We start from the raw sequence: 13,230 nt of genomic DNA, 5'->3' as shown, positions 1-13,230 counted from the left end.
ATTCGGCGACACATTAATTTCATTCGGTATTAAATTTTTTCCGGCGACGGTCGTCAGCGATAATTTTGTCTACCGATATAGTCGTTTGATTTTGGGCTTTTTTCTTCTGGAAAGCGGGGCGGGACAAACGCCCCGCGCGGTGAAAAACGGGTTTAGCGAATGGCTGAATGCGAACGCTGCCACTCTTGCGGATAGCGCGAGGGGGCAAAACGCAGCGTGATGACCATCAAGGCTAAGATACAAACGGCGTGCAGCATCCAGTCGAGCTGGTAGTTGCCGCTTAAACTTCGCAACAGCCCTGATAACCACGGAGAAAGTCCTGCAACAATAAAGCCCACTCCTTGCATAAAAGCCACCAGTCGGCCAGCAATGGCAGGGTGACTGGCGTGATCGAGCGCCAGTACCAGGCACAGCGGAAACGCGCCGCCTAAGCCAATACCGCAGCTGATAGCCCAGACAAAGGGTATCTGCTGCGGTAGCCAGATAAAGCCGCAGAAGCCGATGAGCTGTAATGACAACGCCGCCATCAGCAGCTTACGTCGATCTTCCTGTCTGGCCAGAATGGGCAGCAGAAGCGCTCCACCAGTCTGGCCGACGGTCATCAACGCCAGCAGGGTGCCGCTGAACTGTGCGCTGTATCCCGATTGCATATAGTATGGGGGCAGCCAGGCTATCAGGCTGGCATAACCGCCGTTGATCAAACCAAAATAGAGGCTGAGCGCCCATGCCCGACGATGGCGAAAAAGAGTCTCCGGGAGCCCTGATGGCGGCTGAGCGGGTAATGTACGGCTTAGCGGCCACCAGCAGAGGAGCGCGGCGGCGGCGGGTAAGGCCCACCACGCAAGCGCGTGATACCAGATAGCGCTATGCTGCGCCAACCACGGTGTGAATGCGGCCCCCAGGCCGCCGCCACCCATCAGCGCCGCTGACCAGAGTCCCATCACCTGCGGCGTCCGACGATGAAAAAGACGCTTTATCACCGCGGGAATGAGCGCCTGAATCACACCAATGCCGATGCCGCCAAGGAGCGCGCTGCTGAGGAGTAGCATGCTCTGCGGCGCCAGCTCACGAAGCAAAGTCCCGGCGATTATCGTTAACAGGCCGAGAGCGATACTTTGCCGCTCGCTAAATTGAGCATTAATCCAGCCGCCGGCGAGCGCCAGCAGACCCATGGCCATTACCGGCAGCGCGGTGAGCAGGGAAGCGAGCGTGAAGCTCATTCCGCTTACCTGTAGGAGCTGCGGTAGGAGAGGGCCAACAGAGGTCAGCAGCGGACGCATATTTATACCAATAAGCACCAGCACCAGCAGCATGGCGCTATTGCGCTGCGTCAGATGCATCGCTGAGTCGCCGCGGTGAGTTTCGTGCTGTGGTAAGAATGGAGGCAACTCATGCCAATCTCCTGTGGCGTTTGGTCAAGAAGCGCGAACAGAGTACGTAACTTATTTCATAAGTTAAAAGACTTAATTATGATTGAGTTCATTTGAATTGCTTATGGATGAATTCATGTTGCTGCGCCACCTCAATTACTTCATTGCCGTCGCTGAACAAGGCGGTTTTACGCGAGCGGCAGCCATGTTGCACGTTTCGCAACCGGCTTTGTCGCAACAGATTCGACAACTGGAAGAAACTCTGGGCGTACAGCTTTTTGATCGCAGCGGGCGCAATACCCGCCTGACGGATTCAGGTAAGGTGTGGTTAATTTACGCGCGTCGGGTTTTACAGGGGTTGGCTGAAGGGCAGCGTGCGCTAAATGACGTTGAAGATCTGCAGCGTGGCACGCTACGTGTCGCGATGATGCCGACCTTTACCACGTATTTTATGGGGCCGCTAGCGGCTGCCTTTTATCAGCGTTACCCGAATATTACGCTGGATATACAAGAGTTAGCGCAGGATCGGATGGAGACCCTTCTGCTAAATGACGAACTGGATGTCGGTATTGCTTTTGAAGGCAGCAATTCGCGGGATATTGTATCTCAGCCGTTGTTCTCGGAAACCCTGGCGCTGGTGGTAGGACGCTATCATCCCCTGGCGGCGGCTCGCTGCATAGAGCTGACCGCGCTCAATGATGAGTCGCTGATTCTACTGAGTAGCGCTTTCGCCACCCGTGAACAAATCGATCGCTACTGCCGCCAGCGTGAGATTCAACCGAAAGTACAGATGGAGGCAAACTCGATTAGCGCAGTGCTGGCCGTTGTTGAACGCACGTCGCTGGCAACCCTACTTCCGGCTGCCATTGTTCTGGGGCGCGATGATTTAACCGCGATTGAACTCGCCCCATCGTTGCTGGAAAGAACCGCGTGTTTGCTACAGCGCAAGGGGGCCTGGCAAAGCGCCGCAGCCCGCCAATTTAGGCTAATGGCGCATCAGGCTGCAACAGAACTGAGCGCTGGGCTTTCAGAACTCGAATAAGAGATATTTAACGTTACGTTGATGTGCTGTTTAGAAAGTAATTCATAAACATGAAGCACCTTCATATAGGATAGTGTTATTATGAGGTGAATTCACATATGAATTCATATTGAAGTGCGTTTAACATATTGAGAATAAATTATGCGCCACCGTCCCCATGGCGCTAAAATGTTTCATCCTGAAATCATTATATTAAGTACTTGTCATTTGAACGTGTATTCTGATGCCGGAAGATTAATGCTGCCGTAGCTTGAAACCACACCTTCAGACCTGAGTTTATCCATGGCAATATTAAAAATTTTATTTTTCCTGTTTTCCGTGGCGTTAAGAATGTTATCGCCAAAATGTGGATTGGATTGAATTATATGATTGATAAATTCGATGAGTAATTTATTTTGCATGATACTTGAGGAGGGGGCCATATCTTGATCGTCAGGCACGTTTAAGGTTTTTTCAGCAAGTTCGAGAGGGCGGCTGCTGATGGTATGTTCGTAAATTTTCTCAATCGCCTGACACGTGATATACAGCTTATTGAGCGTGATGGTTGGCCTCTCATCCTTATCAGGTATGAAGTGGCAAAAGAGGACATTTGTTGCAGGGGATATAATGCTAATCCTCTGCTCAGTAATGGTGCCATCGGCCGTTTCCAGTACCTCGGTTAAATTTCTGGTGTCGCAGTACCATAAGCCAGAGACGGAAACCCGGAGCTTCAGCTGGGTAACAGGCATGCCATATTGCGCTTCCTGTTTTGGTTCACTGTCATTGAACTTGAAAATTTTGTTTATTTTTGAATGGCGTGACCAGGATCTTTCGCTAATGCTCAATTCATCAATATTTGGTGCATTGAGAAAATAGAGATTGTTGCCGCCCTGGTCATGCTGGAACGCGCCCTTTAGTGTACCGTTGGTTCTACCCAATTTTGTGCAAAGGGTTATAGCACCAATATCATGCCAATGAAGCAAATCTTCTATTTCACAATTCAACAATTTTTTAGCGCGAGAGATTGAACAATATTCCAGAGGAGGAAGATTGTTTAGTTTCCATATGTTTCTTTCTTTTCTTTCCATGATCGCTATTATCTTATGAAAAATAGGTTGGTTGGGATATCTAAAGTTGACCTCTATCGGCGTTGCGATGATTTCTATTCACACTGAATATTTATCAGAACCGATAGCGTATATCAATTATTGCGTCTGAGTATCAATGTTGAATCTGGTCAGGGTACTATCTTTCACGCATCTTATCAGCTTCCCTGTAATAATTAAACGTATCGCTAGTAAAAAAAATTATAATTGCTTGCTATTACTATAGGGAATTAATTGTTCTTTATTATTTTGTTTGTGAATTAAATTCATGGTTGTTATGTGAGGTTTTTGATAATACATGCGACTGATGCTTAATTACTAAACGAGCTATCTTGAATGCGGAACATCTTATTAAACGTTTCTGTTAGCCGATGTGATGGCTGGTATCACGTAATCATCTGTTTTAGCTCGGGCTCGTAGGTTAAAGATCCTGCTATCAAAGCAGGCTGAATGCCTTCTGCAGGAATTAAATTGCGGTATTGCCGGTGATCATACCAATGAAAATACGGTGGGTATACCCACCGTACTGTTTTTATTTTTTCACTGCACTTTTGGCAGCACTTTTTGCGTTATCGCAGGCAGCCTGGTTTTTTGCACAAGCGTCTTTGGCTGCTTTTGCTTCTTTCTGCGCATCGGCTTTTGCCGTTGACTTTGCCTGGGCGCACTGCGTTGGGTTGTCCTGGCAGGCTGATTTAGCCTTTGAAACGACCTGACCGTTTGCCGCGCTCGCAGCGCCACAAGCCATAAGTGCACAGATGCCCAGCGCCATTGCGATTTTTTTCATCATATCTATCCAAATAATCAAATCAGGGAGGGCAAAAGGCTGTCCGCAAGTCCTGCATAGAACCCTATTCATGTTGCAGACATCCTGCCCCGTGAAGTCGCGGATCGCTGAGAGGGTAACTTCTCATCCGCCATAAACCGCCGGACGCGCTGCTTTTAAGCAGCGCTGATGCTGAAACGATCGCGGTTCAGCGCATCCGGCAGCGCGAAGAATACGTGACGCTAAAGATTTATCTACTGGGATTGTTTTGCGAATCGTAACGGCAGGAAACAATAAACAATGATAACTACTGTGAATGATAGGGTTTTATTTATCTTTTTGATTTTAATGGAATAAAATTTAAAGATGGGACCTGTTGCGCGGGATGATTCTGAAGAAGGTTACGGTAACAAAATATTCACCCTCCCCGGTAAGCAGTGTTGATGTCATCCAGACTGCTAATTCAGTCATGCTGTAGGCCGCTTCATCATCGGGATAAAAAGGAGGGCGACTTATCCGATCGGAGCCGTAAGATAGATTAAGTTTATTCACTGACAGCACGGATAGTTCAGAGCGTCAGTGTGTCAAAAGCATACGTTGGGCTTATAGCAAGGGCACTCGTCATAAACGGGGTGTACAAATGGCGGGAGTGCGGAAATGGAGCGTATATGAAGATAAGAGAAGTGCTGATGGCTATTGCTGTGCTGTATCCGTTAGCGGGGTACTCAGCCAGTTTTGATTGTCAGAAAGCGATGCAGGCGGATGAGAAGGCTATCTGTGCTGACCGGAGCCTGAACGATATGGATGTTGCGATGGCAACGAAGTATCAGTTCCTGCGGGGGCTTTTTCCAATGGGGACGCGCGGTAGGATGATGGATGCACAAAAAGCATGGCTCCATAGCCGGCAGAAGTGTGGTAGCGATATCAGCTGTTTGACAAAATTATATGAAGGCCGATTACAGCAACTTGATGAGATCTATGCCGGGATTGATAAACCTCTGTGATTCAGATGATTCGATCTTAACGTTTTTTCTGCGGTAGTGATACTCAAGGGATTTTGCGAACTGAGCCGAACGACTCAAAAGTGTCCCCTGCAGGAATCGAACCTGCAACTAGCCCTTAGGAGGGGCTCGTTATATCCATTTAACTAAGGGGACAAAGCGCCGGGATTATAGCGTTATTTTCGGCGCACGTTAAGCTTGCGCGGGCCAACTGCTTAATCTATAGCCACTTAGCGCTTTTTTGCCTCTTCGGCTGCACGAGCCTTCTTCTCGTGACTCATGTCATTGCGGATCTGCGCATGGCTTAATAAAGCGAAAATAAAGGTCCCGCCGCATATGTTGCCGGCAAGTGTTGGCAGAGCAAAAGGCCAGATAAATTCCTGCCACGGCAGCGTTCCGTTAAATACCAGGTAGAAAATCTCGACGCTGCCAACCACAATATGCGTGGTGTCCGCCAGTGCGATAAGCCAGGTCATCAGAATGATGACGACAATCTTTGCGGAACCTGCGGCAGGGAACATCCACACCATTGTTGCGACCAGCCAGCCGGAAATAATCGCATTGGCAAACATCTCCAGCGGGGGATTTTGCATCACCTTCAGGCTAATTTTGAGAAAAGCCTCGCGAGTGGGCTCATCAAAAACAGGCATCACATCAAACGCCCATGCTGCGATCGCAGTCCCGATCAGGTTACCGGCCAGCACGACTCCCCATAGACGCAGCAGCAGGCCAATATTGCCGAGCGTGGGCTTGTGCATAATCGGCAGGACGGCGGTGACGGTGTTCTCGGTAAACAGCTGTTGGCGAGCGAGGATGACGATTACAAAACCAAAGGTGTAGCCGAGATTTTCCAGCAAAAAACCGCCGGGAAGTTCGCTAAGATGAACATGGAAGATACCTTTGGCGACCAGCGAAGCCCCCATTGAAAGCCCGGCGGCAATCGCTGACCAGAGTAGCGCCATAGCATCGCGCTCAAGCTCTTTCTCACCCTCCTGACGAATCACTTCATGGGTGGCCATTGCTTGTGAAGGCAGCCGTTCTTCATCAACCTCAATTTCTTCACCATTCTGTTTTTCATCACTTTCTACCTCAACATCTTCACTATCATGGTGAGTTTGCGGCTTCATCACTTTTCCTCAACGACGGGTCTTTATTATAATCGTAGAGCGGTTTCGGCTGTTTGGGTCGGATAAGCTCCTAAATTCTTCGCAATGACAAGATTAGCAATACGGAAATTGCAAAATGTGTATAGAATCGGGACATCAACAATGATGCTAAAAAAGGCTATGCTGAAAGCAGGCACATGCTTACGGGCGATATCTTAATGGAGGCAGCTGTCCCCCGATAACCCCCAGCGATAGCTAAATTTAACAGGGAGACACCTATGAATTTTCGCCTGTCGGCGCTTGCGCTTGGCGCCACATTGCTGGTGGGGTGCGCCAGTTCTAATTCTGGCGATCAACCACAGGGGCGTTCAGATCCGCTTGAAGGCTTTAACCGTACCATGTTCAACTTCAACTTTAATGTTGTCGATCCCTATGTTCTTCGCCCGGTCGCGGTGGCGTGGCGTGATTATGTTCCGCAGCCTGCGCGTAATGGTCTGAGTAATTTTACCAGCAACCTTGAAGAGCCAGCGGTAATGGTGAACTCCTTCCTGAAAGGCGATCCCTATAAAGGAATGGTGCACTTTACGCGTTTCTTCTTGAACACCATCCTTGGGATGGGGGGCCTGGTTGATGTGGCCGGGATGGCGAATCCGAAACTGCAGCGCGTTGAGCCTGCACGCTTCGGTAGCACGCTGGGTCACTATGGCGTCGGCTATGGTCCATATGTGCAACTGCCTTTCTACGGCAGCTTCACCCTGCGTGATGAAGGGGGGGATATGGCTGATGACTTGTATCCGGTTCTTTCCTGGCTGACATGGCCGATGTCTATTGGTAAATGGATGGTTGAGGGCGTTGAAACACGCGCGCAGCTGCTGGATTCAGACGGCTTGCTTCGTCAGTCCTCCGATCCGTATATCTTAATGCGTGAAGCCTACTTCCAGCGTCACGACTTTATCGCCAACGGCGGTAAACTTTCTCCGAATGAGAACCCCAACGCGCAGGCGATTGAAGGCGATCTTAAAGATATCGATTCACAGTAACCGACGGGTTGAAAGTAAAAAGGGTGAACATGATGTTCACCCTTTTTTGTTGCTGCTGAGGATCAGAAACGGTAGTTGAAGTTCGCGCCGTACAGCCAGGCTTTACCTTCTGATTTAAAGGTATACGGCCCTTCTGTAAATTCAACGTGCTGACCGTGCATATAAGACACACCGACGTCGACTGAGGCATCTTTATTAAAGGCGTAAGTCGTACCGGCGCTGAGCCACAGGCGATCCTGGTCCGGAATAGAGATAGAGCGATTGGAAGCCGGGACCGGGCTATCATCAAAGGCGATACCGGTACGGAAGGTCCAGTTATCGTCATAATAATAGGTGGTACCCAGCGCGATACGATAGGAATCTTTAAAACCTTCGTCTTTATAGAACAGCGTTTCGCCACCGCTGGTTTTGGTTGCTTTCAGCTCCTGGAACTGGCTCCAGCTGGTGTATGCCAGGCTGTAGTGAACGGCCCATTTTGGCGCCACGCGGTTATACCCTGAAATTTCCCACATTTCTGGCAGATTCAACGTTAGAGAACCGCCAATCGTGGAGCCGCCGGTGCCGTACGGCAGGCCCAGGCCCAGAGCAGAGTTGATGGGGTTGAGGGAAGACGGCAGGCTGCTCTTATAATCCCCATCAAAATCAACTTTAATTTCAGAGCGATAGGTCAAACCGTAGCGGTTGTTTTTATCGACTTCATATAAAATACCGGCATTCCAGCCAAAGCCCCATTCATCACCCTTCAGGCGAGCAATTTGGGTGTCGCGGCTGATACCGCCGGCCTGTTGACCAATTGCCGCCGCCTGAGCCGGGGAGAGTTTGCCTGCTTTCACCATTCCCGGTAGCTGAGCGCCGATGATTTCCGGTAAATCGCCCGCATAGCGCTCTAATTTCGCCCGCGCGTAGACGGCGTCAAAACCCAAACCAAAACTCCAGTGGTCGTTGAGGCGATATGCGCCGCTCAGGTTCAGGTTGAGCGTTTCGAGATCGGTCGTACCGCCCATCGAGCCTGCGGCAAAATCGTTGTTGAACTCGGTGGCTAAACCATAGTTCGATGTAAGGGAAGCTCCCCAACCGAACTGGTCGTTAATCGGCGCCACGAAGTGCAGATTCGGCACCCATGCGGTTGGCGCGATATTGTCCTGGCTGGCGTCATTACCGATAACTGAACTGCCGGTGACGTTGACATCAGGATCGACGAAAATGGCGCCGCCCGAGAAGGTTGGGCGGTCGAACATCATGATTAACGCCGGGTTACGGCTGGCGTTGCCCGCATCATCAGCAATAGCGCCTTCACCTGAATAGGCGCGACCAAGGCCCGATGAAGAGAATTCGTTTAGCTGGAAGCCTGCTGACCAGGCCTGGGTTGAAACCATTGCTACAGCCACTGCAAGGGCAGATTGGGTAAGGCGGGTTTTCTGGCTCATGCCCATAACCTCATAGAGTTATTTTTTATTTAAACAATGTTACATGCTGTAACAGGAGCGCGAAGTGTAGGGTCTGCTTTACGACAGAGAAATCAGACCAGTGCGCTGAGTATAGGTCTGACCAGATGATATGTTGCAAGTTTGTTTATAAGTTTTTTCAATTGTGATCTAAGAAACGCGATCCAGTTGGCAATTTTGCCGAGGCAGCTGATACCCAAAGTGGGCGGTTTTTGTTTTGGATCATTTTTAAGTGTGATTTCGGTCACTTATCCCGTTTGTCGCCATTAACGACTGGAGGCTGGCATGCCCCGGGCGTAAAATAAGCACATTGTTTGTCTGGCACTTTGAGTGCATATACAGAGGAAATCTACGATGAGTAAATGCAGTGCTGATGAAACCCCGGTTTGCTGCTGTATGGATGTTGGCACCATTATGGACAACACCGATTGCACCGCATCCTATAGCCGCGTGTTTGCGAACCGTGCCGAAGCAGAAGAAACGCTCGCCGCATTAAGCGAAAGAGCGCGTAACGTTGAATCTGAGCCGTGCAAAATCACCCCGAACTTTACAGACGTTAATGGCGGCGTGAAGCTGGATATCGATTTCGTGTTCAGCTGTGAAGCTGAAACTCTGATTTTCCAGCTCGGCCTACGCTAATCCTTCCCCCGGACGCCCCTCATGTCAGGGGCGTTACCTTTTCTAATCAATGTGTTTTGGCTCCCACTTTTTCGCTTCCCCGATTGGCTTAATGTAAAATATTAGTTAAAACTGTTATCAGGTCAGACCACTTTGTTTTATCGGTTAACAGGGGAGCGTTATGAGTCAGGCATTACCGCTAGTCACCCGCCAGGGCGATCGTATCGCGATAGTCAGCGGTCTACGTACTCCGTTTGCCCGACAGGCGACGGCTTTCCACGGCGTGCCGGCCGTTGATTTAGGTAAACTGGTGGTCGGCGAAATGCTGGCTCGCAGTACTATCCCCGCGGACATAATAGAGCAGCTGGTATTTGGTCAGGTGGTGCAAATGCCGGAAGCGCCGAATATCGCCCGGGAAATTGTACTGGGGACCGGCATGAGTGTGCATACTGACGCCTATAGTGTCAGCCGCGCCTGCGCGACCAGCTTTCAGGCGGTGGCCAACGTCGCGGAAAGCCTGATGGCAGGCACTATTAGCGCGGGTATCGCCGGCGGGGCCGACTCCTCTTCCGTATTACCCATTGGCGTCAGCAAAAAACTTGCCCGAACGCTGGTTGACGCCAATAAAGCCCGTACCCTGGGGCAGCGCCTTAAGCTATTTTCCCGTCTGCGTTTTCGCGACCTTCTGCCCGTACCGCCAGCCGTTGCCGAATACTCAACCGGGCTGCGAATGGGGGATACCGCCGAACAAATGGCGAAAACCTGGGGTATCACTCGCGAACGGCAGGATGCGCTGGCGCTTCGTTCGCACCAGCTTGCCGCCAAAGCCTGGGAGGAAGGGAAGCTATCGGCAGAAGTGATGACGGCATACACGCCGCCGTTCCGTGAGCCGCTGGAGCAGGACAATAATATTCGTAAAAATTCAACCCTGGCGGATTACCAAAAGTTACGCCCGGCTTTCGATCGTCAACACGGGAGCGTGACCGCCGCTAACAGTACGCCGCTAACCGATGGGGCGGCGGCGGTGATCCTGATGACCGAGTCCCGGGCGAAAGAGCTGGGTCTTGTCCCGCTGGGCTATCTGCGAAGCTACGCTTTCACCGCGATTGATGTTCGCCAGGATATGCTTCTGGGCCCGGCCTGGTCGACGCCGCTGGCGCTGGAAAGAGCGGGGCTGACGCTGGCTGATTTGACCTTAATAGACATGCACGAAGCTTTTGCCGCGCAAACGCTGGCCAACCTGCACTGTATGGCCAGCGATCGCTTTGCCCGCGAAGTGCTTGGCCGCTCTCAGGCTATCGGGGAAGTGGACGAGAGTAAATTTAACGTGCTGGGCGGCTCGATTGCCTACGGTCATCCGTTTGCCGCCACCGGCGCGCGGATGATCACCCAAACGCTGCATGAGCTGCGGCGTCGCGGCGGAGGTTTTGGGCTGGTCACCGCCTGCGCGGCGGGGGGATTGGGTTCAGCGATGGTTCTGGAGGCTGAATAATGGAAACCGTATCGGCATTTACGCTTGAGGTTCGCCCGGACAATATCGCCGTCATCACCATTGACGCGCCCGGCGAAAAAATGAATACCCTGAAAGCTGAGTTTGCCAGCGAGGTACGGGGGATCATCCGTCAGATCCGTGACAACAAGGAACTGCGCGGCGCGGTGTTTATCTCGGCAAAACCGGATAATTTTATCGCCGGGGCGGATATCAATATGATTGCCCGCTGCCATTCCGCGCAGGAGGCGGAGGCGCTTGCCCGTCAGGGTCAGCAAATCATGGCCGAGATCCACGGGCTGCCGATTCCGGTGATTGCCGCTATCCACGGCGCATGCCTGGGCGGCGGGCTTGAGCTGGCGCTGGCCTGCCACGGGCGGGTATGCAGCGATGACGATAAAACCCGGCTTGGCCTCCCGGAAGTACAGCTGGGGCTGCTGCCCGGCTCCGGAGGAACTCAGCGTCTACCGCGATTAATTGGCGTCAGCGGCGCGCTGGAGATGATCCTCACCGGTAAGCAGCTTCGCCCGCGACAGGCCCTGAAGGCGGGGTTGGTCGATGAGGTGGTGCCGCAGACTATCCTGCTGCGAACCGCGGTTGAACTGGCGCTCAAGGGCCGCCCGGCAAGCCGCGCTGTTCCGGCGCGTGAACGTATTCTCGCAGGCCCGCTTGGCCGCAGCCTGCTGTTTCGTCTGGTGGCGAAAAAGACGCATCACAAAACCCGGGGGAACTACCCGGCTACAGAGCGCATTTTGCAGGTGATGGAAACCGGACTGGCGCAGGGCTGCAGCAGCGGATACGCCGAGGAGGCCCGCGCTTTTGGCGAGCTGGCGATGACGCCGCAATCGCAGGCGCTACGGTCGATTTTTTTCGCCAGCACCGATCTGAAAAAAGATCGCGGCGCGGATGCTGAACCTGTCGCGCTGCGCAGCGTGGGTATTCTGGGCGGAGGACTCATGGGGGGCGGTATCGCTTACGTCACCGCCTGCAAAGGCGGATTACCGGTACGCATTAAGGACATCCAGCCGCGTGGGATAAATCACGCGCTGAAGTATAGCTGGGATCTGCTCGATAAACAGGTGCGCCGCCGCTATCTGCGCGCCAGCGAGCGCGATCGCCAGATGGGGTTAATATCCGGTTCGCTGGATTACCAGGGATTCGCACATCGCGATGTGGTGATTGAAGCGGTGTTTGAAGATCTTGCGCTCAAGCAAAAAATGGTCAGCGAAGTTGAACAGCATTGTCGTCCGGAGACGATCTTTGCTTCTAACACGTCGTCTTTACCGATCGGCGAGATCGCGGCGCATGCAAGCAGGCCGCAGCGGGTCATCGGGCTTCATTTCTTTAGCCCGGTAGACAAAATGCCGCTGGTGGAGGTGATTCCACATAGTGGTACGGATCGGCAGACAATTGCGACGGCGGTTAAGCTGGCTAAACTGCAGGGTAAAACGCCGATTGTCGTCGCCGATAAAGCGGGCTTTTATGTTAACCGCATTCTGGCCCCCTACATCAATGAAGCCATGCGCCTGTTGATGGAAGGCGAGCCGATAGAGCATATTGATAACGCTTTGGTTAAATTCGGTTTTCCGGTTGGCCCGATTCAGCTCCTTGATGAAGTGGGGATCGATACCGGCACCAAAATTATCCCAGTGCTGGAGGCCGCATGGGGAGAACGTTTTAGCCCGCCTGCAAACATCATTAGCTCGATTCTGAATGACGATCGCAAAGGGAGAAAAAATAACCGGGGTTTCTATCTTTATGCGGCAAAAGGGCGTAAAAGCAAAAAACGGCCCGATCCTGCGATCTACGCTTTACTGGGTATTTCCTCTCCACAGGCGCGCTTGTCCGCGCAGCAGGTGGCGGAACGTTGCGTGATGATGATGCTTAACGAAGCGGCGCGCTGCTTCGATGAGCGAGTGGTTCGCAGCGCCCGCGATGGTGACATCGGCGCCGTGTTTGGCATTGGTTTTCCGCCGTTTCTTGGCGGCCCGTTCCGCTATATGGATACCCTGGGAGCGGGGGAGGTGGCGGCGATACTGCAGCGCCTGGCCGCTCAATACGGCCCGCGTTTTACACCATGTGACACTTTGTTACACATGGCCGAGCAGGGGGCGACCTTTTGGCCCGCTGAGGAACGTACGACCTAAGTTGTGGTCAAAGAAGGTAAATCCGGCAATGAACGGCGCTGAGCTTTGGCGATTTTGTAAGCAATAGTTGACTATACTTACGCCATTGAGGTAAAAAACAGCGTTTCATTCGTTGAATGGATCA

The 13,230-nt window shown here is 52.0% G+C and carries 11 protein-coding genes and 1 tRNA gene; 6 read left to right on the top strand and 6 right to left on the bottom strand.

Annotated elements, in window-relative coordinates:
• Positions 1 to 152: 152 nt before the first annotated feature.
• Positions 153 to 1,340, bottom strand: coding sequence for a cyanate transporter (locus tag IYV58_RS19680; protein ID WP_004123288.1), 1,188 nt, complete (start codon positions 1,338 to 1,340; stop codon positions 153 to 155).
• A gap of 166 nt (positions 1,341 to 1,506) precedes the next feature.
• Here IYV58_RS19680 and cynR point away from each other — a divergent pair, with 166 nt between their 5' ends.
• Complete coding sequence (cynR, locus tag IYV58_RS19675; protein WP_049114644.1) at positions 1,507 to 2,412, top strand: transcriptional regulator CynR; 906 nt, start codon at positions 1,507 to 1,509, stop codon at positions 2,410 to 2,412.
• A gap of 203 nt (positions 2,413 to 2,615) precedes the next feature.
• Here cynR and IYV58_RS19670 read toward each other — a convergent pair whose 3' ends face one another.
• Together IYV58_RS19670 and IYV58_RS19665 are read right to left on the bottom strand one after the other, a co-directional pair.
• Complete coding sequence (locus tag IYV58_RS19670) at positions 2,616 to 3,479, bottom strand: hypothetical protein (protein WP_004123282.1); 864 nt, start codon at positions 3,477 to 3,479, stop codon at positions 2,616 to 2,618.
• Between the two features lie 550 nt (positions 3,480 to 4,029).
• Complete coding sequence (locus IYV58_RS19665) at positions 4,030 to 4,284, bottom strand: hypothetical protein (protein ID WP_032742184.1); 255 nt, start codon at positions 4,282 to 4,284, stop codon at positions 4,030 to 4,032.
• A 644-nt stretch (positions 4,285 to 4,928) separates the two neighbouring features.
• Here IYV58_RS19665 and IYV58_RS19660 point away from each other — a divergent pair.
• On the top strand, positions 4,929 to 5,264 hold the full coding sequence (locus IYV58_RS19660; RefSeq protein WP_049114645.1) for a lysozyme inhibitor LprI family protein: 336 nt from the start codon (positions 4,929 to 4,931) through the stop codon (positions 5,262 to 5,264).
• An 81-nt stretch (positions 5,265 to 5,345) separates the two neighbouring features.
• Here IYV58_RS19660 and IYV58_RS19655 read toward each other — a convergent pair.
• Positions 5,346 to 5,417 (bottom strand) — tRNA-Arg (locus IYV58_RS19655).
• Between the two features lie 74 nt (positions 5,418 to 5,491).
• Entirely contained in the window at positions 5,492 to 6,388 is an 897-nt protein-coding gene (locus tag IYV58_RS19650) for a formate/nitrite transporter family protein (protein ID WP_004123276.1), read from the bottom strand.
• A 257-nt stretch (positions 6,389 to 6,645) separates the two neighbouring features.
• Here IYV58_RS19650 and mlaA point away from each other — a divergent pair, with 257 nt between their 5' ends.
• Positions 6,646 to 7,407 (top strand): phospholipid-binding lipoprotein MlaA, encoded by a 762-nt coding sequence (gene mlaA, locus IYV58_RS19645; protein ID WP_004123272.1) that lies wholly within the window; start codon positions 6,646 to 6,648, stop codon positions 7,405 to 7,407.
• Between the two features lie 62 nt (positions 7,408 to 7,469).
• On the opposite strand, the gene fadL is transcribed toward mlaA, so the two are convergent.
• A complete protein-coding gene (gene fadL / locus IYV58_RS19640) occupies positions 7,470 to 8,834 on the bottom strand; it encodes a long-chain fatty acid transporter FadL (protein WP_075208544.1) in 1,365 nt (454 codons plus the stop codon).
• A gap of 372 nt (positions 8,835 to 9,206) precedes the next feature.
• Here fadL and IYV58_RS19635 point away from each other — a divergent pair, with 372 nt between their 5' ends.
• From IYV58_RS19635 to fadJ, 3 genes are all read left to right on the top strand, one after another.
• Positions 9,207 to 9,491, top strand: coding sequence for a YfcZ/YiiS family protein (locus tag IYV58_RS19635; RefSeq protein ID WP_004123267.1), 285 nt, complete (start codon positions 9,207 to 9,209; stop codon positions 9,489 to 9,491).
• 160 nt (positions 9,492 to 9,651) lie between these two features.
• A complete protein-coding gene (gene fadI / locus IYV58_RS19630; RefSeq protein ID WP_087829171.1) occupies positions 9,652 to 10,962 on the top strand; it encodes an acetyl-CoA C-acyltransferase FadI in 1,311 nt (436 codons plus the stop codon).
• The gene (gene fadJ, locus IYV58_RS19625; RefSeq protein WP_087829170.1) at positions 10,962 to 13,106 is read left to right on the top strand and encodes a fatty acid oxidation complex subunit alpha FadJ; all 2,145 of its coding nucleotides are present in this window, start codon (positions 10,962 to 10,964) and stop codon (positions 13,104 to 13,106) included. The genes fadI and fadJ overlap by 1 nt, the downstream gene beginning before the upstream one ends.
• Positions 13,107 to 13,230: the final 124 nt, after the last annotated feature.

The sequence above is a fragment of the Klebsiella sp. BDA134-6 genome, from assembly GCF_015601345.1.
Lineage (GTDB): Bacteria > Pseudomonadota > Gammaproteobacteria > Enterobacterales > Enterobacteriaceae > Klebsiella > Klebsiella grimontii.
This window is presented reverse-complemented; position numbering and strand designations above follow the sequence as displayed.

Excerpts from the sequence above, each read along its gene's own strand:
- IYV58_RS19680 (WP_004123288.1), bottom strand. The coding sequence starts at position 1,340 with ATGCATCTGACGCAGCGCAATAGCGCCATGCTGCTGGTGCTGGTGCTT.
- cynR (WP_049114644.1), top strand. The coding sequence starts at position 1,507 with ATGTTGCTGCGCCACCTCAATTACTTCATTGCCGTCGCTGAACAAGGC.
- IYV58_RS19670 (WP_004123282.1), bottom strand. The coding sequence starts at position 3,479 with ATGGAAAGAAAAGAAAGAAACATATGGAAACTAAACAATCTTCCTCCT.
- IYV58_RS19665 (WP_032742184.1), bottom strand. The coding sequence starts at position 4,284 with ATGATGAAAAAAATCGCAATGGCGCTGGGCATCTGTGCACTTATGGCT.
- IYV58_RS19660 (WP_049114645.1), top strand. The coding sequence starts at position 4,929 with ATGAAGATAAGAGAAGTGCTGATGGCTATTGCTGTGCTGTATCCGTTA.
- IYV58_RS19650 (WP_004123276.1), bottom strand. The coding sequence starts at position 6,388 with ATGAAGCCGCAAACTCACCATGATAGTGAAGATGTTGAGGTAGAAAGT.
- mlaA (WP_004123272.1), top strand. The coding sequence starts at position 6,646 with ATGAATTTTCGCCTGTCGGCGCTTGCGCTTGGCGCCACATTGCTGGTG.
- fadL (WP_075208544.1), bottom strand. The coding sequence starts at position 8,834 with ATGAGCCAGAAAACCCGCCTTACCCAATCTGCCCTTGCAGTGGCTGTA.
- IYV58_RS19635 (WP_004123267.1), top strand. The coding sequence starts at position 9,207 with ATGAGTAAATGCAGTGCTGATGAAACCCCGGTTTGCTGCTGTATGGAT.
- fadI (WP_087829171.1), top strand. The coding sequence starts at position 9,652 with ATGAGTCAGGCATTACCGCTAGTCACCCGCCAGGGCGATCGTATCGCG.
- fadJ (WP_087829170.1), top strand. The coding sequence starts at position 10,962 with ATGGAAACCGTATCGGCATTTACGCTTGAGGTTCGCCCGGACAATATC.